19 protein-coding genes are annotated in these 24,558 nt (G+C 65.8%); 10 read left to right on the plus strand and 9 right to left on the minus strand.

Going from position 1 to position 24,558, the window contains the following annotated elements; all coding sequences use genetic code 11:
* Nucleotides 1-12 precede the first annotated feature (12 nt).
* Complete coding sequence (locus tag G1H11_RS21205; RefSeq protein ID WP_163820612.1) at nt 13-792, plus strand: SDR family oxidoreductase; 780 nt, start codon at nt 13-15, stop codon at nt 790-792.
* Between the two features lie 38 nt (nt 793-830).
* Here G1H11_RS21205 and G1H11_RS21210 read toward each other — a convergent pair whose 3' ends face one another.
* From G1H11_RS21210 to G1H11_RS21230, 5 genes are read right to left on the minus strand one after another with little or no spacing between them, the layout of a single operon-like run.
* The gene (locus G1H11_RS21210; protein ID WP_163820613.1) at nt 831-1,883 is read right to left on the minus strand and encodes an ABC transporter ATP-binding protein; all 1,053 of its coding nucleotides are present in this window, start codon (nt 1,881-1,883) and stop codon (nt 831-833) included.
* Nucleotides 1,835-2,842 (minus strand): ABC transporter ATP-binding protein, encoded by a 1,008-nt coding sequence (locus tag G1H11_RS21215; protein ID WP_163820614.1) that lies wholly within the window; start codon nt 2,840-2,842, stop codon nt 1,835-1,837. Before G1H11_RS21215 ends, G1H11_RS21210 begins: the two co-directional genes overlap by 49 nt.
* Nucleotides 2,839-3,690 carry an ABC transporter permease gene (locus G1H11_RS21220; protein ID WP_163820615.1) on the minus strand — a complete coding sequence of 284 codons (852 nt, stop codon included), beginning with the start codon at nt 3,688-3,690 and terminating at the stop codon, nt 2,839-2,841. The genes G1H11_RS21215 and G1H11_RS21220 overlap by 4 nt, the downstream gene beginning before the upstream one ends.
* A 44-nt stretch (nt 3,691-3,734) precedes the next feature.
* Nucleotides 3,735-4,703: an ABC transporter permease gene (locus G1H11_RS21225; protein WP_343074899.1), complete on the minus strand. Its 969-nt coding sequence runs from the start codon at nt 4,701-4,703 to the stop codon at nt 3,735-3,737.
* A gap of 43 nt (nt 4,704-4,746) precedes the next feature.
* Complete coding sequence (locus tag G1H11_RS21230) at nt 4,747-6,375, minus strand: ABC transporter substrate-binding protein (protein ID WP_163820617.1); 1,629 nt, start codon at nt 6,373-6,375, stop codon at nt 4,747-4,749.
* A gap of 412 nt (nt 6,376-6,787) precedes the next feature.
* Between G1H11_RS21230 and G1H11_RS21235 the strand changes: the two genes are divergently transcribed.
* From G1H11_RS21235 to G1H11_RS21250, 4 genes are all read left to right on the plus strand, one after another.
* Nucleotides 6,788-7,792, plus strand: coding sequence for an alcohol dehydrogenase catalytic domain-containing protein (locus tag G1H11_RS21235; protein ID WP_216844003.1), 1,005 nt, complete (start codon nt 6,788-6,790; stop codon nt 7,790-7,792).
* An 86-nt stretch (nt 7,793-7,878) separates the two neighbouring features.
* A complete protein-coding gene (locus G1H11_RS21240; protein ID WP_163820618.1) occupies nt 7,879-9,336 on the plus strand; it encodes an aldehyde dehydrogenase family protein in 1,458 nt (485 codons plus the stop codon).
* A 29-nt stretch (nt 9,337-9,365) separates the two neighbouring features.
* A complete protein-coding gene (phnA, locus tag G1H11_RS21245; protein WP_163820619.1) occupies nt 9,366-10,604 on the plus strand; it encodes a phosphonoacetate hydrolase in 1,239 nt (412 codons plus the stop codon).
* A 35-nt stretch (nt 10,605-10,639) separates the two neighbouring features.
* Complete coding sequence (locus G1H11_RS21250; protein ID WP_163820620.1) at nt 10,640-11,557, plus strand: dihydrodipicolinate synthase family protein; 918 nt, start codon at nt 10,640-10,642, stop codon at nt 11,555-11,557.
* A 25-nt stretch (nt 11,558-11,582) separates the two neighbouring features.
* Here G1H11_RS21250 and G1H11_RS21255 read toward each other — a convergent pair whose 3' ends face one another.
* The gene (locus G1H11_RS21255; protein WP_163820621.1) at nt 11,583-14,978 is read right to left on the minus strand and encodes an exo-alpha-sialidase; all 3,396 of its coding nucleotides are present in this window, start codon (nt 14,976-14,978) and stop codon (nt 11,583-11,585) included.
* A 403-nt stretch (nt 14,979-15,381) separates the two neighbouring features.
* Here G1H11_RS21255 and G1H11_RS27250 point away from each other — a divergent pair, with 403 nt between their 5' ends.
* The 5 genes from G1H11_RS27250 to G1H11_RS21280 all read left to right on the plus strand — a co-directional run bounded on the left by G1H11_RS27250 (nt 15,382) and on the right by G1H11_RS21280 (nt 22,849).
* Nucleotides 15,382-18,177: an FG-GAP-like repeat-containing protein gene (locus G1H11_RS27250; protein ID WP_163820622.1), complete on the plus strand. Its 2,796-nt coding sequence runs from the start codon at nt 15,382-15,384 to the stop codon at nt 18,175-18,177.
* A gap of 52 nt (nt 18,178-18,229) precedes the next feature.
* A complete protein-coding gene (locus G1H11_RS21265) occupies nt 18,230-19,120 on the plus strand; it encodes a LysR substrate-binding domain-containing protein (protein WP_163820623.1) in 891 nt (296 codons plus the stop codon).
* 221 nt (nt 19,121-19,341) lie between these two features.
* Complete coding sequence (locus tag G1H11_RS21270; protein WP_163820624.1) at nt 19,342-20,427, plus strand: pyridoxal-phosphate dependent enzyme; 1,086 nt, start codon at nt 19,342-19,344, stop codon at nt 20,425-20,427.
* On the plus strand, nt 20,424-21,437 hold the full coding sequence (locus G1H11_RS21275; protein ID WP_163820625.1) for a succinylglutamate desuccinylase/aspartoacylase family protein: 1,014 nt from the start codon (nt 20,424-20,426) through the stop codon (nt 21,435-21,437). The genes G1H11_RS21270 and G1H11_RS21275 overlap by 4 nt, the downstream gene beginning before the upstream one ends.
* A 104-nt stretch (nt 21,438-21,541) precedes the next feature.
* Nucleotides 21,542-22,849, plus strand: a complete 1,308-nt coding sequence (locus tag G1H11_RS21280) for an aspartate aminotransferase family protein (protein ID WP_163820626.1) — start codon at nt 21,542-21,544, stop codon at nt 22,847-22,849.
* A gap of 98 nt (nt 22,850-22,947) precedes the next feature.
* Here G1H11_RS21280 and G1H11_RS21285 read toward each other — a convergent pair whose 3' ends face one another.
* The 3 genes from G1H11_RS21285 to G1H11_RS21295 all read right to left on the minus strand — a co-directional run bounded on the left by G1H11_RS21285 (nt 22,948) and on the right by G1H11_RS21295 (nt 24,533).
* Nucleotides 22,948-23,283, minus strand: a complete 336-nt coding sequence (locus G1H11_RS21285) for a YnfA family protein (RefSeq protein ID WP_163820627.1) — start codon at nt 23,281-23,283, stop codon at nt 22,948-22,950.
* A gap of 435 nt (nt 23,284-23,718) precedes the next feature.
* A complete protein-coding gene (locus G1H11_RS21290; RefSeq protein ID WP_163820628.1) occupies nt 23,719-24,171 on the minus strand; it encodes a MerR family transcriptional regulator in 453 nt (150 codons plus the stop codon).
* Complete coding sequence (locus G1H11_RS21295) at nt 24,168-24,533, minus strand: hypothetical protein (protein WP_163820629.1); 366 nt, start codon at nt 24,531-24,533, stop codon at nt 24,168-24,170. The genes G1H11_RS21290 and G1H11_RS21295 overlap by 4 nt, the downstream gene beginning before the upstream one ends.
* Nucleotides 24,534-24,558: the final 25 nt, after the last annotated feature.

Consider the following 24,558-nt stretch of genomic DNA (forward strand, 5'->3'; position numbering starts at 1 on the left):
AAGTGAGTGCCGATGAGTGTGCTGGACCAGTTCAGCCTGACTGGCAAGGTCGCCGTCGTGACGGGCGGCACCGGGCTCTACGGCACACCGTTCGCTACCGCGCTGGCTGAGGCCGGCGCCCACGTGATCGTAACCTCGCGGCATGCCGAGACCGCCCGGCAAGGCGCCGCTGAACTGCGCGAGCACGGCGGGTCGGCCAGCGGAGAGCAGCTGGATCTGGCCGATGAGGCGTCCATCAGTGCTTTCCATCAGACTGTCCTGGACGCGCATGGGCGGATAGACGTGCTGGTCAACAACGCGGTGCACCGGGCCGGAGGTACTTTGGCCGGCACCAGCGCGGCGGACTGGGACGCGACCTCGGCGGTCAACTCCCGCGGGCTCTTCCTGGTCACCCAGGCGGTCGCGGCGACGATGACCGAGCAGCGCGCCGGCTCTATCGTCAACATCGGTTCCATCTACGGCCTGGTGGGTCCGGACTTCCCGATGTACGAGGGCACCGACAAGACCTCGCCGCTGTTCTACGCCTACGACAAGGCCGGCATGGGGGGCTTCACCCGCTACCTGGCATCGGCTCTCGGCCGGCACGGCGTGCGAGTCAACTGCTTGTGCCCCGGCGGGCTGTACAGCGGTCAGAAGCAAACTTTCGTCGACGCGTACTCCGCCCGGGTACCGCTGGGCCGGATGGCCACGGAGTCCGACGTCACCGGCGCCCTGGTGTTCCTCGCCTCGGATGCGTCGGCCTACGTGACCGGGGTGGCGCTGCCGGTCGACGGCGGCTGGACGGCCCGCTGAGCACTCACCCGCCTGCCGGGGCGGCAAACATGCCGGGCTCATGTCCTTGACGACACCGAGTGAGTGGATGGTTCGGCGAAATGGCACGCCGACGAGCCGCTGTCAGCCACGCGCTGTTCGAGTCGGGGCCGCTCCGTCTCGCAGCGCTCCTGCGCCTTCCAGCACCGGGTACGGAACGGGCAGCCCGACGGCGGATCGGATGGATTCGGAAGGTCACCGTGCAGCACGATCCGGTGACCTCGGCCGCGCAGGTGTGGATCGGGATTCGGGACAGCGGACAGCAGGGCCTGGGTATACGGGTGAGTGGGACGGTTGAACACTTCGTCAGCGTCGCCGTACTCGACGATGTGGCCGAGGTACATAACCGCGACCCGGTGTGTGAGATGACGAACCACGGCGAGATCGTGTGAGATGAACAGATACGCGACGCTCAGCTCGCGCTGTAGCCGGTCGAGCAAGTTCACCACTTGGGCCTGGATCGACACATCGAGGGCGGAGACTGGTTCGTCGAGAATCAGCAACGTCGGTTCCAGAGCAAGTGCCCGCGCAATACCTACCCGCTGGCGTTGTCCACCGGAGAACTGGTGGGGATACCGGTTGAGTACCTCGGCTCCCAGGCCGACCACTTCGAGCAGTTCCCGGACTCGTTCTTTGCGGACCCGCCGATTGCCGATCCGATGGATCTCCAGCGGCTCTGCAATGATCTCGCCTACTGGCATTCGTGCCGGTAGGGACGCGTACGGATCCTGGAAGACGAACTGGACCTGTTTGCGTAGCGTCCTGATCTCCCGGGCGGACAGACCCGCCAGATCGGTACCGTTCAGCAGGACTCTTCCCGCAGTGGGCTGGTGGAACCGCATGATGCTTTTGGCGACGGTGGACTTGCCGCATCCCGACTCGCCGACCAGCGAAAGTGTCTCGCCGTGGTTGACCTCGAACGAAACGTTGTTGACCGCCTGAACGGTGCCGGTCTGGCGTTGTAGTACGCCGCTCCGTATCGGGAAATGCTTGACCAGGCCGTCCACGGTCAGAACCGCGTTCGTCACCGGCTTACCTCCTCTGATGCGGCCAGCTCGTGCGAGAAGTGGCATGCGCTGGCATGGCCGGGCGTCAACGCTGTCAGGTCTGGCTGTGTCCAGCACTCGACACGGTTCTGGGACTGCTCACACCGCACGCGGAAGGCACATCCGTCCGGTAGGAACATCGGGTTGGGTGGCTGACCCGGTATCGCGTACAACTCCGCGGCGGGCCTGTCCAGTCGCGGAAGGCTGGTCAGCAGTCCACGGGTGTAGGGATGCCCTGGCTTCCCAAATACGCTGCCGATCGGTCCGGTCTCCACGACGCGTCCGCCGTACATGACGACGACGCGGTCGGCGATCTCTGCTATGACGCCGAGGTCATGCGTGATCATGATCAATGCGGCGCCGGTCTCGGCCTGAACCTGCGCAATCAGGGCGAGAATCTGAGCTTGCACAGTGACATCGAGCGCCGTCGTCGGCTCATCGGCGATCAGGAGACGGGGCCGGTTGGCCATGGCCATCGCGATCATGGCGCGCTGGCGCATGCCGCCGGAGAACTCGTGCGGATATTGCCGTGCCCGCGCGGCCGGGTTTGGAATACCCACTTCGGCCAGCAGTTCGACGACCCTGGCACGTGCCGCAGAGCGGGACAGCCGCCGGTCGTGCCGGCGCAAACCCTCCGAGATCTGCCGACCGATCGTCATGACGGGGTTGAGCGCACTCATCGGGTCCTGGAAGATCAGGCCGATCTCCCGGCCTCGAATCCGTTGCAACTCCCGCTCACCTAGCGTGAACAGATCACGACCGGCGAAGACGGCCTGGCCGGACTCGACCGTGCCCGAGTGGGGCAGGAGGCCGAGTGCTGAGGTCACGGTCACGCTCTTACCGGATCCCGATTCGCCGACGACCCCGACCGTCTCTCCAGGCAGTACCGAATAGCTGACGCCGTTCACCGCCGGGACGCGCCCCATGTCGGTTCGGAATGTGGTGACGACGTCCCTCAGCGCGAGCAGCGGCTCCGCGGCCGTCATCGCGTCGTCCTCGGATCGACGGCATCCCGAAGTCCGTCCCCGACGAAGTTGACCGCCAGGACGGTCAGCGCGATGGCGAGGCCCGGAGGCAGCCACAGCCACGGCATCGACTCGAGAATCGACAGGGACTGGGCTTCGTTCAGCATGTTCCCCCAGCTCGCTGACGGTGGCGGTACGCCGAGGCCGAGAAAGGACAACGCGGCCTCAAGCATGATCGCCTGAGCGACCAGGATCGTGGCGACCACCGTCAGGGGCGCCACCACGGTCGGGACCACGTGCTTGCGGAGAATCCGCAACGGCCCGGCTCCCAACCCGATCACGCCGGTGATCGAGTCCTGCGCGCGCAGGGACATCGTCAGTCCCCTGACGACGCGGCACGCCGTCGGCCAGTCGAACAGGGCGATCGCCAGCACCAGCGTGGTCAGGCTCGGTCCGACGAATGCGACAACGATGATCACGACGATCAACGTGGGGAATGAGAGGACCACGTCGGTGAGCCTGCTGATCGTCGCGTCGACCCAACCGCCGAAATAGCCGGCCACCGCACCCAGCGTCATTCCGATGACCGTGGCGCCGAATGCGGCTATCAGCCCGACGAGCAAGGAGATCTGACCGCCGGCGATGAGCCGTGCCAGCACGTCCCGCCCGGCTGAGTCGGTGCCCAACGGATGTTCGGAACTCGGCGGCCGGCGGAATGCCGTCGGGTCGACGGCGTTAGGGTCGGTGGTGACGATCAACGGCAACACCAACGTCGCCAGCCCCATGAGTACGAGTACCACGAGGCCGACCACGGCTAGGCGGTGCCGCATGAAGCGTCTGACCGCCAGCCGCCCTGGTGGCACTGCCATCTCTGGCTGCTGTGTCGCCGACGGTGTGACTTCCTGAACGACGGTCATGCGCGCCCGCCAATCCTGATCCGAGGGTCGATGATGGCGTAGGCAAGGTCGGCCAGCAGATTGCAGACCACCACCAGAATCGCCACGGCCATGACGAAGCCGAGGAGTATCGGATAGTCCCGAGCCGAGATGGCCTCCAGCGCCATCCGGCCCATTCCCGGCCACGCGAAGATCTGCTCGATGACCACAGCGCCGGCGAAGAGCGAAGGGATCTGTATTGCGGCGACCGTCACCAAGGGGATCATCGCGTTGCGGAGCGCATGCCTGCCCACCACCTGGAGTCGCGACAGCCCCTTTGAACGAGCGGTGACGAGGAAGTCCTGGCCGAGGACTTCGAGCATGCTGGAGCGGGCGTAGCGCATATAGGGGCCGGCCAAGGCGAAGCCGAGAATCGACGCAGGAAGGATCAGATAGCGCAGCGAGTCCCACAGTCCTGTCCCGCCCGGTGAGTTCATCCCCGCTGTGGGCAGCCACCCCAGAGTCAACGCGAAAACGTAGATGCCGAGCAGAGCGACGAAGAAGCTCGGCACGGAGATGGCGAGAAGACTGACGAAGGACGCCGTGTAGTCGACGGCTGTGTTCCTGCGCAATGCGGCCACGATTCCCACCGGGATGCCGACGAGCACCGCGATCAGCATCGACGCCCCCATGAGCCGAATCGTCCCGCTGAGACGCGTGGTCATGACCTCGGACACAGCACGGCCGGAGGAAAAGGAGTATCCGAGGTTGCCCTGGAGGAGCTCCCCGAGCCACCGGAAGTACTGCACGACGACCGGCTGGTCGAGGCCGAGTTGTTCACGTCTTCGTGCAACTGCCTCCTCGCGGTTCCCGGCGAAGCTGAACGGATCGATCATCATCTCCGCCGGGTCGCCCGGCATGACTTGGAGCAGAACGAACAAGAGTATGCTCATCGCCGCTAGCACGACGCCCGAGATCATCAGACGCCGGACGAGGAACGCAATCACACGGCCCGCCCTTTCCTCAGGTCACGAACGGCGCGCACTCCGGTCAGCCGCCGACCGACCAGTCGGCAGCGTTCCAGAAGTGGTTGGACACCGATCCGGCGGTCTCGAAACCTTGTAACTGTGCACTCGTGCCCGCGAGGTTGTTCGGCGAGTAGAGCAGGATGATCGGCACTTCCTCATTCATGATCCGCTGCGCCTCGGCGTAGATCTGCTGACGTTCGTCCTGGTCAGCCGTCGCGATGCCCTGCTCAAGCAGTTCGTCGAGTTCCTCGTTGCAGTAGCCGCTGAGATTGCTGCCGCCGATCTGGTTGCACTTGACGCGCGCGTCCATCGCCGCGGGATCGATGTTGAACATCCCGTAGCCGGAGATCAGCAGATCGAAATCGCGTTCTCCGATGCGTTCAGCCATGACCGACGACTCCATCTCGGCGACAGTAGCGTCGATGCCGACGGCCTGAAGCTGGCCCGCGACGATCGTGACGATGGTGTCCCGGTCAGCTTGCCCAGGCGTGACCTCCAGCCGTACCGGCGTCTCCGAATCCCATCCAGCCTCATCCAGCAGGGCCTGCGCTCGTGCGGGATCGTAGTCATAGTGCGTCAGATCATCCGGCATGGCCCAGTCCGGGCCGTGGATGAGGGTGTCGACCACCTTGCCCTCGCCGTTCAAAACCTCGTCCACCAGAGAGTCCCTGTCGATGGCATGCAGGATCGCTTGGCGTACCCGGACATCGGCGAGCTTGCCGGAGTCATGCGCCGTGTGCAAAGCCATCACGCCCGGACCCTCGTCCCGGTGCAGCGTGACACCGTCGATTTGCTCCACTCTGGTGGCATCGGCGGCTGCTACCTGCGCGTAGTCGATCTCGCCGGTCTCCAGCTGAGCCATCGCGACGTCCGTGGTGAGGAACTGTGCGAAGACCCTGTCGAGGTGGAGCTCGTTCCGGTACTGCGGATTCGGGTGGAACTCGATCTGATCGTCGGTGACCCATCGCTGGAAGACGTACGGGCCGAGTCCTACGGTGGGCTCGCGAAAGAACTGGTGGTCAGTCAGCTCCTCGACCGGGAACTCGCCGACGACGTGCTCGGGCAGGATGAAGAGGATCGGCTGGATCAGGTCGATCAGGAACGCGGAGTTGGGCTCCGTCAGAGACACGACGAAAGTGTGGTCGTCCGGTGCGGTGAAACCGGCGATGCTATCCGCCTCACCGTCGGCGAACGCCGCGGCACCGTCCACCGAGGCGAACTTGCCGGCGTTGGCGCTCCCGGACGCGGGATCGGCATAGAGCTCGAAGCTGAACAGCACGTCATCTGCTGTGAACGGCTCGCCGTCACTCCAGGTGACGTCGTCGCGGAGGTCGAACGTCCAGGTCATACCGTCCTCGGAGACGCTCCAGCTTTCGGCCAGCCGTGACTCGTACTCGTTGTCCGGCCCTACGCTCACGAGGCCGTCCCAGTGCAGTTGGCTGATGAGGTGGTTGGGTCCGATCGACGCGATCAATGGATTGAAAGACGTCGGCGCCTGATACAGCTGGACGGAGACGTCCCGGCTGTCCTGTGCTGTGCCTTCGGTGCCCTCCGGCTCGCCTGGGGCAGGCTCGTCGCCGGTAGAGCAGGCCGCCAGGACGATCACCGCGGCGCCGATGCTCATTAGTGTGCTACGTATCCGCACGGTCACGCCTTCCTTCTCTGCCTCGGTAATGTGTCCGAGGATACTGATGGCGAAAAAGATCTTCCGCGAACATGGCTTACCATCGAATAAGAACGCGGTTTGCATTCGAATAAGAACACAGTTGCATTGAACATGCGTGAACGCCGGCCGTCAATACATCGATCCCGAGCTTAACCAAGCATTCACCTTAGCAGCTCAAGGCGGTAGAGGCCGGGATGTGAATCAGTTATGAGGGCATTGCTAATGTGACATTGCTAATATCCGGAGACCGTCGATATCCTGCTCTGGCGATTACATTGAATCCAGTCGAATTTGGGCAGAATGCAGCTCCGCGAGAGCTGCTGAACGGGAGTACGGATTGCTGAGAGCGGAATCAATCATCCGGCTTCGCCCGTCCATTACGGTGTTCGACCGCGGCGTGGTGAGTGTGGAGACCATCGATCTGCCGCCTCGCCGTCCCGGTGAGATCGACGTCTCCATCAGCACGGCGGCAATCTGCGGCTCGGATCTGCATACGGTGCTCGGCCACCGTAGTTCTCCGCACCGGACCGCGCTCGGCCACGAGGGCGTCGGACGCGTCACGGAGGCCGACGAAGCGGTTGTCGATCTGCGGGGAGAGCCGTTGCGCCAGGGGGATCGCATCGTCTTCGGGCTGTTCAACGCCTGCGGGGAGTGTGACCGCTGCGCGCGAGGCTTGTCGATGAAGTGCCGGTCGGTGATCAAATACGGTCACGAATCGGTGACGTCCCCGCCCTACGCGACGGGAACGCTGGCCAGCCATGTGCGGCTCCTGCCGGGTGTGCCGGTGCTGCGCATTCCGGACGACGTGACGGACATCGAGGTGGTGTCGGCAGGCTGTGCGGTCGCCACTGCGGCCGCCATCGTCTCGGCGGCTGCCATGACCGCGGCACCGGAGCGCATCCTGGTGCTCGGTGCGGGTGCGGTGGGGACCTACTGTGCCGCGATGCTCACCAGCGCCGGCCACACGGTGGAGGTGAAGGATCCTTCGGCGGATCGCGTCGCGCTCGCCCAGCGTTTCGGGGCACGCTCACCGCGTCTGGAAGCCGAGGCCTATCCAGTGGTCATCGAGGCGTCGGGGAGCGCCGACGCATTCGCGGAGGCACTCGGCGTCTGCGACATCGGCGGCCGGCTCATCGCCGCCGGCTCGGTGAGCCCGGGGGCCTCCACGGTGCCCGTCGACCCGGCGATCGTGGTCACTCGACGGCTCACTGTGATCGGCGTGCACAACTACACGGGCGATGACCTTCGGCACGGGGTGGATTGGCTGCTGGCACACGGTCGGTATCGCGATCTGGGTCGACTGGTCTCGCCTCCGTTGCCGTTGAGCTCCGTGCGCGAGGCATTCGATCTCATGCGAGAAGGCCGGTATGCCCGGGTCCTCGTCCGTCCCGATGCCGGTTAGACCCACGGCGTGACGATGCCGACGGACGCCGGTCTCTGTCGGCAGGACCATCGGCCGTACCTGCCCCATCCTGGAGGAACCCGCGGATGAGCCCGATCGACTTCAATCTGTTCTGCAACCTCATCGACGGGCGGTGGGTCCCGCCCGAGGGCGGGGCCCACCGCCGGAACACCAACCCTGCCGACCTCACCGATGTCATCGGAGATTTCCCCGACTCGGATTCCGCCGACGTCGATGCCGCGGTCGCGGCCGCGGCGCGGGCGCAAGAGGAGTGGCGAGAACGTGGGCCGATCCGTCGGGCCGGCATCCTGGCCCGGGTACAACGCATCCTCGCCGAGCGGGCGACCGAGGTCGCCGCGGTGATCACCCGTGAACAGGGCAAGTGCCTTTCAGAGGCACAAGGCGAGGTCAAACGGTCGTTGGAGATTCTCGACTTCACCCGTGGTGAAGCCCGCCGCCTCAACGGGATCACCACTCCGGCGGAGGACGCGCGGACCGTGGCGTTCACGTTCCGCCGACCGATTGGCGTAGTGGGCCTCATCTCGCCATGGAACTTTCCGTTGGCGATCCCTGTGTGGAAGGTGGCGCCGGCCCTGCTCGCGGGGTGTACTGCCGTACTCAAGCCCTCCCCGCTGACGCCGCTCACCTCGGCGTTGCTGGTCGGCATGTTCCAGGAGGCGGGCGTTCCGGAGGGCGTGCTCAACCTGGTGCAAGGCGACAGCGAGCCCGGCAAGGCTCTCGTGTCGGACCCTCGAGTAGCCGGCATCTCGTTCACCGGCTCGCCCGGCGTCGGACTGGCCATCCAGGAGTCCGGCGCCGGGCGGCTCCTCAAGACACAACTCGAGCTCGGCGGGAAGAACGCGCTGGTCGTGCTGCCCGACGCTGACCTCGACGCGGCGACCGAAGCGATCATCCTTGGTGCGTTCGGACAGGCCGGACAGCGTTGCAGCGCGACGAGCCGCGTCGTCGTCGACCGTGCCGTCCGCGACGACTTGCTGACACGGGTCGTGGCGCGGGTCTCGCGGCTCACCGTCGGCCCCGGGGATGATCTCGCCACGGACGTGTGTCCGGTGATTACTCAGCAGAGCATGGAAACCTGCCTGCGTGCCGTGGCCAGGGCACAAAGCGACGGTGCCACTGTCGTGGCCGGTGGCGGCGCCGCCGAGGTCGACGGCCGGGCCGGATTCTACGTGCAGCCAACCGTCCTTCGGGACGTACCGTGGGACAGCGAGATAGCTCAGGAGGAGATCTTCGGCCCCGTGCTTTCGGTCATCGACGCCGACGGCTTCGACGACGCGATCCGAATTGCCAACTCCGTCAAGTACGGCATGTCTGCCACCGTCTTCACGCGGGACCTCTCTAGCGCCCTGGAAGCAGTCCACCGGTTCGAGGCCGGGATGCTGCATGTGAACCGCCCGGGCGTCGGTGCCTACGCTCATCTTCCCCATGGCGGTACGAAACTGTCGCAGTACGGTCCCCCCGAGTGCTCGCCGGAGGTCTGGGACTTCTACACCGAGTGGCGTTCCGCCTGCGTGACCTATTGACCCAGCTCACCACCACATTGAGGAAGCAGATGTCGAGCCAATCCGAGATCCTGGTCAACGGACGGACCTACCGCTACCCGCGCCGGCCGGTGGTGGTGGTGTGTATCGACGGCAGCGAGCCGCACTATCACGAGAAGGCCATCGCCGCCGGCCGGATGCCGTTCTTGAGCGAGATGCTTGGCAAAGGCGCCGATTGGCGCGGCGACAGCGCCATGCCCTCGTTCACCAATCCGAACAACCTGTCGATCGCCACCGGGAGCCCGCCCGCCGTCCACGGCATCTGCGGGAACTACTTCTTCGACCGGGAGCAGGGCGTGGAAGTCATGATGAACGAGCCGCGGTTCCTGCGCGCCCGGACTATCTTCGCGGCGTTCGAAGAGGCCGGAGCGACGGTCGCGGTCGTCACCGCCAAGGACAAACTTCGCCGGCTCCTCGGTGACGGCCTGACCCGAGGAATCTGCTTCTCGGCGGAGAAGGCGGATACGGCTACCGTCGCCGAGCACGGCATCGATGGAGTTCTCGACCTGGTGGGGCTGCCCTTGCCTTCGGTATACAGCTCCGATCTCAGCGAGTTCGCCATGGCCGCCGGAGTGAAGATCCTCGAATCACGACGGCCTGACCTGACGTACATCTCGCTGACCGACTTCGTCCAGCACAAGTACGCGCCGGGCACCCCGGAAGCCGACGACTTCTACGGCATGTTGGACGGCTACTTCGCTCACCTGGACGCGCTCGGCGCGGTGCTCGTCGTCACCGCCGACCACGGAATGAACGCCAAGACCACGTCCTCAGGCGCTCCACAGGTCCTCTACCTACAGGAGCACCTGGACGTCTGGTTCGGAACCGGCCGCACCCGGGTGGTGCTGCCTATCACCGACCCGTACACGGTGCACCACGGAGCGCTCGGCTCGTTCGCTTTCGTATCCGTCGACGGCGCGCTGGACAGCACCGACGCCGGCCAGCGGCTAGCCGCTTTGGGCGGGGTCGACCTGGTGTTGAGCCGCCGCGAAGCGGCAGACCGGTTCGAACTTCCGGAGGATCGCATCGGTGACCTCACGGTCATCGCCGAGCGCGACGTGGCACTCGGAACAGCCGCGCACAGCCACGATCTCAGCCAGCTCGACCGTCCGCTGCGCTCGCACGGCGGCCTCACGGAGCAGCGGGTCCCAATCCTGGTCAACCGGCCGGCGGCGCTGCCGGAAGGACATCACCTCCGGAACTACGACGCCTACTGGATCGCGCTCAACCTGGTAGACCACCAGGCGTAATGACGTTTCGACCATTCCGACACAACGGAGAACCCGTGAATACCGCCTTGCCCGATGGCATTGTCACCCCACTCGTCACGTTCGTCACCGATGCCGGCACACCTGATGCCGAAGCCATGGCCGCGCTCGTGGACTACCAGATCGACGGCGGAGTACACGGTTTGCTGGCGCTGGGCTCCACCGGAGAGATCGGCAATCTCAGCGCCCCCAACCGGCTCGCCGTACTGCGAGCCGTCGTCGAGAGCACGGCGGGCCGGGTGCCGGTATGGGCGGGCGTCGCCGGCCTGGGAACTGCCGACGCGGTCGCTGCGGCGGCGTCGGCGGAGAGCTGTGGCGTCGACGCCCTGCTCGTGTTGCCGCCGATGTTCTTCGACGCCGGCGACGACGAACTCGCCGCCCACTTCCGGGCGGTCGCCGCCGCCGTCTCCGTGCCGCTCATCGCCTACGACGTGCCGCAGCGATCGCCTCGCAAGCTTCCTTTGCCGGTCATCCGGACCCTTGCCGAGGAAGGCACGCTGTCCGGGGTCAAGGACTCGTCCGGCGACCTCACGGCCGGGCGGCTGCTGTGCGCCGGTACTTCACAGGTCGCGACCTTCCGCGCCTATGTGGGCTCTGAGATCGTCATCGACAGCGCCCTCCATCTCGGCTTCCAGGGCGCGGTCCCGGGGCTGGCCAATATTCTTCCCGCCCCCGCGGTCGACACGTTCCACGCCATCCGGGAAGGCGACATTGACCGGGCGGCCCGTTCGCAACAGGTCTACATCGACCTCCTCGCCATCCTGGAGGTCCCCCTGCTCGGCGCGGGCGGGCCGGCTCGGGCGATCGGGGCCATCAAGACCGCGACTGCGCGGATGCTCGGCCTTCCGGCGCCCGCATTGACCGAGCCGTTCACTCAACCCACGGCGGATTTCACAGCCGCGATCGACGCCGTGCTGGCGTCGATCGCGGCCTGATCGTTCCGGGAGCCCGGTTCGGGTCCTATCGCGGGCCGGCGTCCCGGTGCGCGGCGGCCCGTATGATTGCCGCGCGCTCCCGGATCGAGAGCACACCGGCACCGCGGAGTTTGCCGCTCTGCTGCGTCACACGCCTGACGAACTCGCCGTGGTTGCGGAACTCGTCGTCGCCGATCAGCAGGTCCATCACGGTGCACCCTCCGTCGACCGCGTAGTTCTCCACGCCAGAGTCGGCATCGCCGGGTCCGAACCGCACCGTGGTCTCTGTGCTGGGTCCGGATTCACACTCGGAGGAGATCTCGACCGACACGTCGATCTCGGGGTTCTCCAGCACAAAGGTTCCGAGCGTGTCTTCGTGCCGCTGGTGAATCTTGAGGAAGCGGTCGGTGACGGTGAGGTCCTCGAAGCGGTGAATGACCCGGCCGTTCTCTACCCGGGTGGAGAACGTCCAGTCTCGCTCGGCTGACTCGGAAGACACTCGCAGCATGTCTGGCAGCCGGTTGGTGAAGGTGGGGCTCGTGTCGGTGTAGGGCTGTGTGATCTTGACGTACTGCGCGACGGCGTCGATTCCTTCGATGACGAACGAGCCACCGTTCTGGGTGATCTGGACGTCGGTGACTTCGTCCCAGTCGCCGTCGTTGTTCTGGCTGACGTAGACGGACAGATCTCCGGGCACGAGCCTGGTCGACGCGGCGGTCCCGGTCACGGTGACGCTGCTGATCAGCTGGGGTATGCGCAGATCGGCCCCGACGCTGCGCTTGTTGTAGTCGAAAGCCAGATCCTTGTAGTAGCCCAGGTGCGAGAGGTCCCCGTTCGCTGGATCCGTGTCGCCGTTGAGGTATCCGTAGAGGGGGGTTTCGTCGGTCACGACACGAAGCAAGTCTGGCAGTGCGTTGACGAACGTATATGCGGTGTCGGTGTACGGCTGGACGACCTTGACGAATTGGGTGACTTCGTCGATGCCGTCAATGACGAGATATCCGGGCTCCTGCGTCACCGCAGCTCCGGTAACCTGCTGCCAGTCCCCGTTGTTGGTGTCGCTGACCCATACCGAGATGTCCGCCGGTGTCAAACGCGTGCTCGTGTCCCGGTCGACCAGGACGATCCGCGAGACGAACTGCGGATACCGGAGGTCGACGCCGGCGCTGCGCTTGTTGTAGTCGAACGCGAAGTTGTTCGTGTATCCCAGGCTGCCGAGGTCGCCAGTGGCTGGGTCGGTGTCTCCGTTTCGGTATCCGAACCGTGGTTGCTGCTGCACCCCGCCGCCGTTGACCACCATGAGTTCCGGTAGTGCGTTGGCGAATGTGAAAGCAGTGTCGCCATAGGGCTGCACCACTTTGACGTACCGGGCGACGGTGTCGACTCCCGTAATGTGGAAACCCTCAGTGGTGGCGCTGATCTGCGCATTGCTGATCGGGGTCCAGTCGCCGTCGTTCGTGTCGCTCACCCAGACACTCAGGTCGGAAGCTTGCAGGCGGGTGGACGGATTACTGTTGACGAGATCGATCGTCGAGATCAGCTGGCGCTGCCGTAGGTCGACACCGGGACTGCGGTTCTCGTAGTCGAAGGCGAAGTTGTTGGTGTAGCCGATGCTGGACAGATTGCCCTGTGCCGGGTTGATGTCGTGGTGTGCCCAGCCATGCAGGTGGGTCTTGTCCTCGGCTTGCAGCCCTACAAAGGTCTCGTTGTCGTCACTGGTGAACAGCCGGTAATCGTTCGCATCGAGCCGGCTGCCGGCCGCCGAGGCGCGAAGCTCCACAGCGGTCACGCTCTGCCCGACCGGTAGATCGAGGTCGAGACCGAGCGCGCGACCTCGATAGTCCAGCGCCAACGGAGCATGGGCACACGTGTCGTTCCACCCGTAGAGCGGACGGGTCGCCGGCGCGACGTCCAGCTCGCTGAAACCGATCCGAAGCCCGGCTGGTGAGCTGTGGCCGAGGCGCAGAGTGGAGCCGTTCCACACGCCGGCTTCGGTGAGGGTGTCGGCAGGATCCAGCACGACGCCGTCAAGGGTGCTCAGCTCCAGCGCCGGGTCGTACGCGCACCCCACACGTTCCGCCTCCTCCTCGATCACGTTCGCCACGAGCGCCGTCGCAGGGTGGGACGTCACGCGACTGGCTTGTGGCCAAGGCCACTCGTCCCGGTCCGCACGCTCCACGAAGAACGTGGGCGTCGCTGCGGCGGCCGCGTTGGCGGCGTCTGCCTGAGCTTGGCATTGCGCCGCGCTTGTGGCGTCCTCGACGATGTTCGCGACGAGTTTGCGTGGATCGCCGCCGACCTCGGCGTGGAAGACGATGAGCAGTCTCCCACCGGGCAGGCGAAGCTGGGCAGGCTCGCCGGTACCGGCTCCGAGGTGTGCGGCGCCGCCGGGCTCCTCCAGGAATGTCTGACCGCCCCATGTGACACCCTCGTCGAATGACACGCTCAGGGCGGTGCGTCCGGTGCGATTCCCGTTCTCGTCCAGGTGACGATGCGCCATCAGCAGCTTGGCCTGATCTCCGGCAAGGTGATCTGTGCACGGGGCAAGCGTCAGATTGAGAGCTTCTGCCTGCGCTGCCGTTGCCACCGGATGAGTCCACGTCACTCCACCGTCGTCGGAGTGAGAGAGGTACACCTGTCCCTGGTTCGGGCCGACGCCGGTGGCGTATCGGATGACCGCCACGATCCTGCCGTCGGGCAGCTGCTGAAGCTCGGTCTCGTTCGCTCCGCTGATGTAGTTGGTTGCGTAGTACGGGGGAAACTCCGGCGGGTTGTGGGGGTCATAAGCGATAGTCGAGTACTGGGTCCAGGTCTGGCCGCCGTCGAATGAGCGCAGCACGCCGCTCCTCGACCGCATCGGATTGGTCTGCCAGTCGGGAACAAGCTCGTGGACTCCCCATACCGGCAGCAGGAGCGTGCCGTCGTCGAGCACCAGAATCTGGCCAGCGATCCACGCCTCGCGCATGGGGATGGGCAACGTGATCGGCTCGTCGGTGCCGGTCCATGTGTCCCCGCCGTCGGCCGACCGCGCCACGAAGACGACCGACTCCCGGCTGTTGTAGGCGACATGGTTGATGCCGTCGTTGTAGGCGAGCAAGAGCGTCCCGTCCGGCAGGGTGGCCTCTCCGCGCGCCGAGGTGATGGCACCCTGGCTGCCGTATTCGGTGGATTCGGCGATGACCCGCGAAGAACCCCACGTCTGGCCTCCATCCGAGGACCTGATCTGGCGCAACTCGCCGCCAGGCTTGGCGTCCGCCGTGGTCTGGAAGACAACGACGAGGTCTCCGTCGGGCGCCTGGAGCAGCGCGGGGTTCATGGCGGGCCGAAGCTCGCCATCCGGAAACGTGTGCGGGCCGGTGACGTCCCACGAGTCCACCACGTCCAGCGCGGGATCGCTCGCGGAAGGGCTTGCTGCTGACAGGGAAGTGCCGGCCGGAGCCACGACCAGTGTCGTCCAGGTGAAAATCGCGGCTACGAACGCCGCGAGGAGTGAAAGTCGACCATGACGAGAAATCACCACAGCAAAACCGCCTTTTGGGAAAGTTTCGGTGAATAATTGAATTCCGCGAACTCTGGCATGCTCGACGCTAGCAATTACTCGAAATGGCGGTCAACGTTTCTCCGTGCCCGCAGCGTGGTTGGGCGATGTTCATTATGCACATGGGTCCATAACTGACATCGCATGGCGTAATAGCGCAGCGACCTTCACAGACGCGGCGGCCGGAGTTAGTCTGAGTATTCCGGTTGCGGTCGATCGCTCAGCTGCTCGTCGCTCGTGCCGGGCGTCCTGACAGGTTATTCTCAACAACGCGGGAATCAGAGATGCGCGAAAGGTGGGCATTGTTGTGACTACGGGCGGCGTCCGGACAGTGCGCGACTCAGGTTTCGAGGATTTCTCCCGGGGAACTCTGGGGAATTCAGGACACAACCTCTACGTCTCCCGAGCCGGCGTGCTCCAGCGGATCCACTTTTCCGACGTCGACGGCGATGGGTATGTCGATCTTCCGTTCGCCAACTCGCATGACGACGACTGTCGGGTGCCACTTTTCCGCTACGTCGACCCTCTGCGCAGTGTGGACCGCGTCGAGATCCCGTCTGAAGGAGCCTTCGCGGGGGCCGCGGGGGACCTGACCGGAGACGGCTACGACGACATCGTGATCGCGAACCAGTTCGACGGCACGCACAACGAGCTGCACGCCCAAGTGTATTTCGGCGGCTCCGACGGCTACTCGCGAAAGCGCATGCTCGGGCTGTGGGCTCCATCCAGCAAAGATGTCGAGATCGGAAACTTCGACGGCGGCCCGAAGCCCGGCATTGTGTTTGTCAGCCGGGAGAAGATCAGGCTGTTCACCCAGGACGAGCACGGGTTCCGCTCCGACGGCTACATCGACATCGACCTGCCGGCGGACATCGAGTCCATCACCGTCGCTGACCTCGACGGCGACGGCATGGACGATCTCGTCGTGCGCTCGAGCGACCGGTCGGTCCGGGTGTACTGGGGTGGGCCGGGAGGCATCTCGGCGGAGCGGCACCTGCGTCTGGACGAGAAGCTCACCGGGACCGGCCAGATCGGCACCGGAATGGACACTGCGGCGATGGGAAGCGTGCAGGCGGCCGCAGTGACGTCCGGGAATGCTGCGAGCAGTCTCGGCGCGTCCGGCCGTTTCGTCTACAAGGTTCCTGCTCGGCCCCGGATCAAGGTGGTCTCCTTCAACGGCCGCGCGCACCTGTTCATCTGCCCTGGCGAGGGCGCGCTGTTCATCCCGTTCGGCGCCGATCGCCTGCCCGGTGCCCCGATCGAGTTCGACGAGCCCGGTGCGGTGTTCAGTGCGGCGGTCGGAGACATCCGCGGCACGGGCGACGACGACGTCGTCCTGGTGACGCGGCAGCCGGATGGAGATGGGCAGGAACTCTCCTGGGTCTACTGGGGTTCGGACGGCTATTCGCGGGCTCGCCGTACGCAGCTCGCCACCCGGTCAGCGAACGACGTTGTGATCGCCTCGTTGTCGGGCGGGCCGCAGCACGACGTCGTGGTGTGCCAGGACAAGACGGTTGAGTACTACAGCACTGAATCACTCGTCTTCCGGGCGACGAACGAGGGCGTGGAACCCGACCCGATCCGGTTGCCCACCGCGTGTGCGCTGGACATCCTGTTGGTCCGGCCACCCGGTGGCGGGCCGGTTCAGCCGGTCTTCGTCAATCACCTGTCCAACTCGGCGCGGGGTCACGTCGCGAGCTATGTCTATCTCGGCGGCCCGGATGGTTTCCACGCCGATCGCCGCCTGGAGGTGACTGGCTGGGCCGCGACCGAGATGAAGTTCGTCGACTTCACCGATAATGGCCGGCCGGATATATACCTGGCGAACGACAACGAGAACGACCTCGGAAACGTGCGGGGATCACACATCTACTGGCATCGCGATGATGGGCTCGATCTCGTACGGCCCACCGAGCTGCCGACCGACCACAACATGTCGGGCGTGGTGGCGGATTTCAATCGCGACGGTTATCTCGACCTGGTCACCTCTGGTTTCGGATACGCGGAGCTGGTGATGTTCTCCGGCTCGGACACGGGGTTCGGCGATGCGCAGCGGATCCCGTTGGTGATCGAGGGCAAGACCTACGACCAGCCCCGGTATATGAGCACAGCCGATCTTGACGGAGACGGGTGGCTCGACCTTGTGATACCCGACCTTGGCGCGCACGGCGGTGTGATCATTCTGTGGGGTGGGCCGGACGGCTTCAGCAACGAGCGGGCCACGGTGCTGCCATCAGGCAAAGCGGTCTCGACCCGTGTGGCCGATCTTGACGCGGACGGCTGGCCGGATCTCGTCGTTGGTGGCTTCAAGGGAGATGATCCCACCGACGATTACCGGACCTACGTCTACATCTACTGGGGCGGGCCGGACGGCTACTCGAACCACCGGCGCACGGAGCTTCCTGCGTACTTCCCGGTGGACGTCACCGTGGCCGACTTCGACAACGATGGCGTGCTGGACATCTTCGCGACGAACTATCACGGCAAACGAACCCGTGACATGGACTCCTATCTGTATTGGGGTGCTCCAGGTGGAAATTACTCCCCGGATCGGATGAGCCGGCTGTTCCACCATTCCGGCTGTGGTGCCCTGGCCGCAGACTTCGACGAAGACGGGTGGACCGACCTGGCGGTGGCGAACCACAAGACCCGGGGAAACCATCCAGGATTCTCCTACGTGTGGTGGAACGGCCCGAGCGGGTTCTCACCGGATCGCCGGACTGAGCTGCCGACAGCGGGACCGCACGGCCTGACGCACACGGATCTCGGAAACGTCATGGACCGCGGCGCGGAGGAACACTTCGAGTCGCGGGTACATGCTCTGCCCGCGCCCGTTCAGATCAACTCGGTCAGCTGGGATGCGACTGTTCCCGCCAAGACCTGGATACGCGCGCAGGTGCGCTGCGCCGACACGCTCGGCGAACTCGGCCGCGCGGCATGGATGGGCAGCGACGGACCGGGGAGCTGGTTGCTCGAGAATGAGCGAGTCCCGAGCACGCTCCGCGGCAGATACATCCAGTACCGCCTGGCGATCGGCGCGTTCAACAGCGTGAATACGCCGCGCATCACCGCAGTGCAAATCGACTACGAGGAGGTCGTGTGAACACGACGTTTCCCTCGACTGCCTCTCGGGGCGCGTTGGTAGAGTCATGGCCGTGAGCATCACGCTGCAACGGCTCGAGTTCTTTCGCGCCGTCGCGCGGCACCTCTCGTTCTCGGCCGCAGCCAAGGAGCTGTATACGTCGCAACCCTACGTGTCGAACCAGATCCGCAAGCTCGAGGATCATTTCGGTGCGCGGTTGTTCGTGCGCTCCCAGCCCAAAATCTCGCTCACCGAGGCCGGTGCGGCGCTGCACAAACGGATCGAGCAGATACTCAGCGACATTGAGCAACTCGACCACGTGGCCCGGCAGTTTCACGGCTTGCAACGGGGCACGGTACGGTTCGCGGCCACTGAGAGCATCGGCAACCACGTCATGCCCGAGCTCATCGCGCGGTTCCACCGCGAACACCCGTCCATGATCGTGCAGGGCCGAATCGGCAACACTGAAGAGGTCCTCGAGTGGCTGGACCTGCGCGAAGTGGAAATCGGGATCAGTCCTCAGATTCCCGAGGATCCAGCGGTCATCTCGGCTCCGTTCTACCGGGAGGCCCTGGTCGTGATCTATCCCACGAGCATGGACTTGCCGGATCCGCTGCCACTCGAGCGCTTCGCCGAGTTGCCGAAGATCGTGCGTGAAGGCGGATCGCTGACACGGGCCCGGATGTACGAGTTGCTGGATCCCGAGTCATTGGGCACGACGATCGTCGGCGAGCTGAGCGGGACCACCGCTGTCAACGAGGCTGTGGTGACCGGGCTGGCGGTTTCTCTGGTGCCTGAGCAGTCGGCGCGGACCTGGATCGAAGCCGGTCTGGTGCGCTCGTGCGCCTTGGCCGGAGTCACGCTCTCGCACGACTTCCACCTGCTACACACCGCTGAGCGAGACCTCACGCTGGCGGCGCGAGCCTTCATCGAGCATCTGCTCAGCTACCGCGAGCTTGGCTGAATCCAGCGGCCAAGAGCCGGTGAGCTCGTCAGTGCACCGACATGGTCCGCGGCATTGCACCGACGACGTCGGTTGTCATGTCGTGCGCCACCACAAGGAAGCGGGGTTCTCTTACATGGAAGCCGCGGTCTCAACTACGGAACCGATGGTGAACATGGGCGCGTGGCATCTCTCGCCTGGACCGGTGAATCGCCGCACCCGTGGCCAGACGGAGTCGTGACATGAGACACGGCATGTGGCGTTACGCTGACCGGCTGCCTGTGGTTTCCCCACGGAATATCGTCAGCCTGGGCGAGGGCGGTACGCCCGTGCTGGACCTCACCGGTGTTTTCGGCGGTGAGATCGGGGTGAGCTCGCTTGTGGCGAAGGCGGAGGACCGCAATCCCACCGGCTCGTTCAAAGCCCGCATCGCCTCGGTCGCGTACTCCCTGGTAAAGGAGCGCGGCCAGGCCGGCACTGTCGGGACGTCGTCAGGCAACGGCGGAGCCGCCGCGGCCGCGTACGCCGCCGCGGCCGGATCGAGGTCCATCCTGTTCACACTGGCCGACACCGTGCCGGCGAAGATGGCAGAGATCTTGGCCATGGGAGCCACGGCGTGCCGGGTGGACGGGGTCGGCCACGACGCCGTATCGACCCGGACCGTGGCCGACATGATTGCCGCCCATGGCGCGCAGCGGGGGCTCGCAGCCATGCTGACCGCATTTCACTACGCGCCGGAGGCCATGCTCGGCGTCTCGACGATCGCCTTCGAGCTAGCCGAGCAGGAGCCCGCGCTGACCGCTGTCTACGTGCCGGTGGGCGGCGGAGGGCTGCTTACCGGGATCCATCAGGGATACCTCGGAACGGGCGCGTCGCCGCGGCTGGTTGGCGTGCAGCCCACCGGCTCCGCGGCCCTCCAGCGGGCCCTCAGCGGGCATCCTGAGGGCATCGCCGGGACAGTGAAGACGACGGTGTCCGGCCTGCAGATGGCTGCCCTGTATGACGTCGACGGAGCGGTGAGTGCCATCCGGCGCTCCGGCGGGCATACCGTCGAAGTCAGCGACGCAGAGATCTGGGCGGCGCAGCGCCGGCTGGCCAGGTGCGGGCTGCTGGTCGAGCCGGCCGGTGCTACCGCGCTGGCCGGGCTCATCGCCGACGCGCGAACCGGTGCGCTCCGGCCCGAGGATCGAATTGCGATCTTGCTGACCGGCGCCGGATACAAGGACCGGGACGCGCTGCGACGGTTGTCACCAACTGACAACGCGCCAGTGATTTCCCCTGCTGAGATCCCGGTCCAGCTGGATGCGGCATTGAGGCGGAGCGGATGACGCCGGATTGGAGCCAGCGACGGATCGGTACTGGCTCAGGTGTCGATGGGCTGGGCGTGACGGTCCACGAGCTGGACAGCGGCGTGGCCGGACCTACCGTCCTGGTGCTCGGTGGCGTGCACGGCAATGAGGTCGGAGGGATCGTCGCTGCGGGTCAGCTTGCACAGACACGGTGGCCATTGCGTGCCGGCCGGTTGCGCGTGGTGCCGGTCACCTACGAAGCCGCCTACTACGCTGACAGCCGGGTCGGCCCGGGTGATGGGCTCAACCTGGCCAGGGTGTTTCCCGGCCGCCCGGGCGGGTCCACGACCGAGCGGCTGGCGCATCTGGTCGGCGAGGAACTGCTGCGTTCCGCCGACGTGCTGGTGGATCTGCACACGTCCAGCCCGGACACCGACATGCCCCTGTTCGCCGGATGCCTTGACGACGGCTCGGCGGCGGCGAACCGCGCGGTGGAGCTGGCGCTGGCGTTCGGCGCCCCCATGGTGTGGACCCACCCTCGTCTGGGCCCGGGCCGCACCTTGACCATGGCGCGTGACCTCGGCATCCCAGCCATATACGTGGAGTCGCCTGTGGGTGGTGTCCTCGACGCCGGGTACCTTCAGGCGTACGTGTCAGGCGTGCGCGGGGTACTGGTCGCACTGGCGATGCTCGACGACGCCCCAGTGGGCGAGACGTTGTCGCTGTGGGTGCACGGCGACGGCGACGCTGACGCGATCTCCCAGGTGACGATCGGGGGTATGTTCCGTGCTGACGTCGCGCTGCTGGACCGGGTCGAGGTTGGGCAGATAGTCGGCACCGTCGTCGACAGCCGGGCGCGGCCGTTGGAACAGGTCCACGCGGCGCACACGGGGCATGTCGTGATCCTGCGCCGTTTAGCTCGTGTGTCTCCGGGCACGCCGGTCGCCGGGATCGCCCCCGCTCGTCCCGAACTGCTCGGGCTGCCGTCCGACCGTCTCGTCCGCACGTCAGGAGCCTGCCGCTTGTCGGCGAAAGGGGGCGGAGCCTGAGCGGCTAGATAGGGACATGCCAATGACCCGCCCGTAGGAACAGTTGATTTCAATAGACGGAACGATTCAGGAATCGGCCCACCCGTTTCGCGGTGGCCGGTCACATGACCGCCGAGGAGGCAACGTTGTCCACTCTGCAGCGCTCCGCTGAGCTCCACGCTCGTGCGCGTGAGCTGACGCCGGGAGGCGTGCATTCGAATGTCCGGCTGAACGCACCATCCGTCTTCTTCGAGCGTGGTGCGGGCGCTTGGCTGTGGGACGTGGACGGCCGAGACTACGTCGACTATCTCCTGGGGCAGGGGCCGAACTTCCTCGGCCATGCCCCCACGCGGGTCAACGAGGCGGTGGCCGCGGAGGCTCGCCGTGGGTCCGTGTTTGGCGCTCAGCACGTGCTGGAGAACGAGGCCGGCGAGCTGTTCCTGGACACCATCGGATGGGCGGAGCGGGTACGTTTCGGTGCTACCGGAACCGAGTCGGACCAGGCTGCTCTGCGGCTGGCCCGGGCGGCCACTGGCCGGCAGAAGTTCGTCCGGTTCGCCGGAACCTATCACGGGTGGCTGGACAATGTGCTGGTGAAGACGGTCGACGGAGTCACTGGCCCGGGCAGTCGGGGGCAGCTGGCGCATCACGTCGCCGACTCGTATGTGCTGCCGTTCAACGACGTCGCCGCTCTCGATGCGACCCTGTCTGCCCATGACGATATCGCCGCCGTAATCGTCGAACCGGTGATGGTCAACAACGGTGTCATCCCGCCTGTCGACGGCTTCTTGAAACATGTGCGCCGCTTGTGCGACCGGCATGGCGTCGTCCTGATCTTCGACGAGGTGGTCACTGGCTTCAGGGTGGCACTCGGTGGTGCCGCCGAGCGCTACCGGGTGCGGCCCGACCTCGCCGTATACGGCAAGGCGATGGCCGGTGGCTGGCCGGTGTCCGCCGTGGCCGGCTCAGCTGAGCTGATGGACCTGTTCGCCGGCGACGTCGTGCATGCGGGCACGTTCAACGGCTCCGTTCCGGCGTGCGCTGCCGTCATCGCCACCCTGGGCATCTTGCGGGAGGACCCGCCCTATGCCCGGCTGGAGGAGTACGGCGCCACTCTGATGGAGACCATCGTTGAGGTCGGCAGGGCCCATGGCCTGCCATTGCGGGTGCAGGGCCTGCCGATGGCCTTCCATGTGTCCTTCGGCGACCCAGCGCTGGTGCGTGACTACACCGGCCTCGCCGTGCTCGATCTTGATCGCTACACACGGTTCTCACATACTCTGGCAGATCACGGCATCTGGGTGGCCGGTCGCGGTATTTGGTACGTCTCAGCCGCACACGGTGAAAAGGAGATGGCGGCGACGCGCGAACGGCTGTACTCCGCCGCAGCGGACGCGGCTGCTGACAAAGTCATCGCCAAGGCGTCGGTCTAATACGGCTGGCGTTCGTTGCGAAAGACGGACGGGTCCGGGTCACTGCCGCGGCGTCAGTTGGGCGAGTTCCAGAAGCGTTCCAGGTCGGGGAGCGGAGCTCACGAGCCCCGCGGGGCGTACATGATGATCGCCACTCCGAGCAGGCAGACGAGGGCGCCGATAACGTCGAACCGGTCGGGACGGAAGCCATCGAACACCATGCCCCACACCAGCGATCCCGCGACGAACACGCCGCCGTACGCGGCGAGGATCCGGCCGAAGTGCGGATCGGGCTGGAAGGTGGCGACGAAGCCGTACAGGCCGAGCGCGATGACTCCGGCGCCGACCCAGAGCAGGCCGCGGTGTTCGCGTATGCCTTGCCAGACCAGCCACGCTCCGCCGATCTCGGCGACGGCGGCCAGGATGTACAGCACGATCGAGCGGGTAACGGTCATGTCCGCACTCTAGGTAGGTGACGCGATTTCGGTGAAGGGAAGTGGGCAGTCCGGTGCTTCGGCACAGGGACCCGTTCACGACGACTTCCCACCCGACGACGGCTCTGTCGCGTATGCAGGCGCCATTGTCGACCGCGGCCACGCTCAGGCGCTTCCCGAGCGTTCGTCAGCATGCGGCTGCGACGTGCGGGAGCGACGTGCGGGTGCGGCGTGCGGGTGCGGCGTGCGGGTGCGGCGTGGCGGAAACGGCATGGTTGGGCGGCCCTTTGCAATGCGCACATATAGGCACCGCCACCGATGCGTATATGTGCGCATTGCAAAGGAGTTCGCAATGGGGTGGGGAGCCGGGTCTTCAGCCCTCTACATGCGGCCGGTCTCGGCGACGGCGGCCAGGATGTATAGCACGATCGAGCGGGTAACGGCCATGCCCGCACTCTAGGTAGCTGACGCGATCTCGGTGAAGGGCAACGGGCAGTCCGGTGCTTCGGCACAGGTGGCCAGGTCACGGCAGCCGGCGTCGAGCGCCGCCCGAAGCGTGTCCCTGATGATGGTCAGATCGGTGATGCGCGCCTCGGTCTCGGCGAGCTTGGCCGCGGCTTGCGACCGCAAATCCGGGTTGGCGTGCCGGTGGCCGCCGACGTCGATGAGTGCCGCCACCTCGTCGAGGGTGAAGCCCAGACGCTGGGCGGCCTTGATGATCTTCACCATGGTGACGGCCTCTGGCGGATACAGACGATGCCCGCCGAGGGTGCGTTCCGGCCGCGCGAGCAGGCCGCGCCGCTCGTAGTACCGCAACGTCTCCCGGCCGACGCCGGCGGCTGCAGCCAGAGCGCCACTGCGCAATCCGCCCGGCGCATCGACATGCGCGTCGACGCGCCCGCTGGTCATGCCGGCCCCGGGGAGCTCATCGACGACGACGCCAGCCGTTGCACTCCGTCGAGCACGGCGACGTGCACGTTGGGAACCGAGACCGACATCTCCAGCGACCTGCCCGGCGAAGCCTCACCGCGCGTGAACGAAAAGGTGAAGAACGAGCAGCACTGGCCTTCCCGCGCCGCCAGGTCACGCGTCACGTGTTCCACCCCGGGATCGGCGTCGAGTTCCAGCACCAGCTGGGTGGATGACGCTCGCCTGACCTCACGCAGGCTGGCGGCGAAGAGGGCCTGGAACTCGGCCACCCGCAGGGGCTGTTCCGCCGTGGGCAGTGTGCAAGAGTCCGGGACGAACGACGAACCAGCAGGGGTATCCATGGACACCACGGTAAACCTGTACCTA

The organism is Phytoactinopolyspora alkaliphila, from assembly GCF_010550695.1.
Taxonomy (GTDB): Bacteria; Actinomycetota; Actinomycetes; order Jiangellales; family Jiangellaceae; genus Phytoactinopolyspora; species Phytoactinopolyspora alkaliphila.

Bases quoted from the DNA above. Each gene is read 5' to 3' on its own strand.
- G1H11_RS21205 (WP_163820612.1), top strand. From the start codon at position 13: ATGAGTGTGCTGGACCAGTTCAGCCTGACTGGCAAGGTCGCCGTCGTG.
- G1H11_RS21215 (WP_163820614.1), bottom strand. From the start codon at position 2,842: ATGACGGCCGCGGAGCCGCTGCTCGCGCTGAGGGACGTCGTCACCACA.
- G1H11_RS21285 (WP_163820627.1), bottom strand. From the start codon at position 23,283: ATGACCGTTACCCGCTCGATCGTGCTGTACATCCTGGCCGCCGTCGCC.
- G1H11_RS21220 (WP_163820615.1), bottom strand. From the start codon at position 3,690: ATGGCAGTGCCACCAGGGCGGCTGGCGGTCAGACGCTTCATGCGGCAC.
- G1H11_RS21290 (WP_163820628.1), bottom strand. From the start codon at position 24,171: ATGACCAGCGGGCGCGTCGACGCGCATGTCGATGCGCCGGGCGGATTG.
- G1H11_RS21240 (WP_163820618.1), top strand. From the start codon at position 7,879: ATGAGCCCGATCGACTTCAATCTGTTCTGCAACCTCATCGACGGGCGG.
- G1H11_RS21295 (WP_163820629.1), bottom strand. From the start codon at position 24,533: ATGGATACCCCTGCTGGTTCGTCGTTCGTCCCGGACTCTTGCACACTG.
- G1H11_RS21275 (WP_163820625.1), top strand. From the start codon at position 20,424: ATGACGCCGGATTGGAGCCAGCGACGGATCGGTACTGGCTCAGGTGTC.
- phnA (WP_163820619.1), top strand. From the start codon at position 9,366: ATGTCGAGCCAATCCGAGATCCTGGTCAACGGACGGACCTACCGCTAC.
- G1H11_RS21270 (WP_163820624.1), top strand. From the start codon at position 19,342: ATGAGACACGGCATGTGGCGTTACGCTGACCGGCTGCCTGTGGTTTCC.
- G1H11_RS21210 (WP_163820613.1), bottom strand. From the start codon at position 1,883: ATGCCACTTCTCGCACGAGCTGGCCGCATCAGAGGAGGTAAGCCGGTG.
- G1H11_RS21280 (WP_163820626.1), top strand. From the start codon at position 21,542: ATGACCGCCGAGGAGGCAACGTTGTCCACTCTGCAGCGCTCCGCTGAG.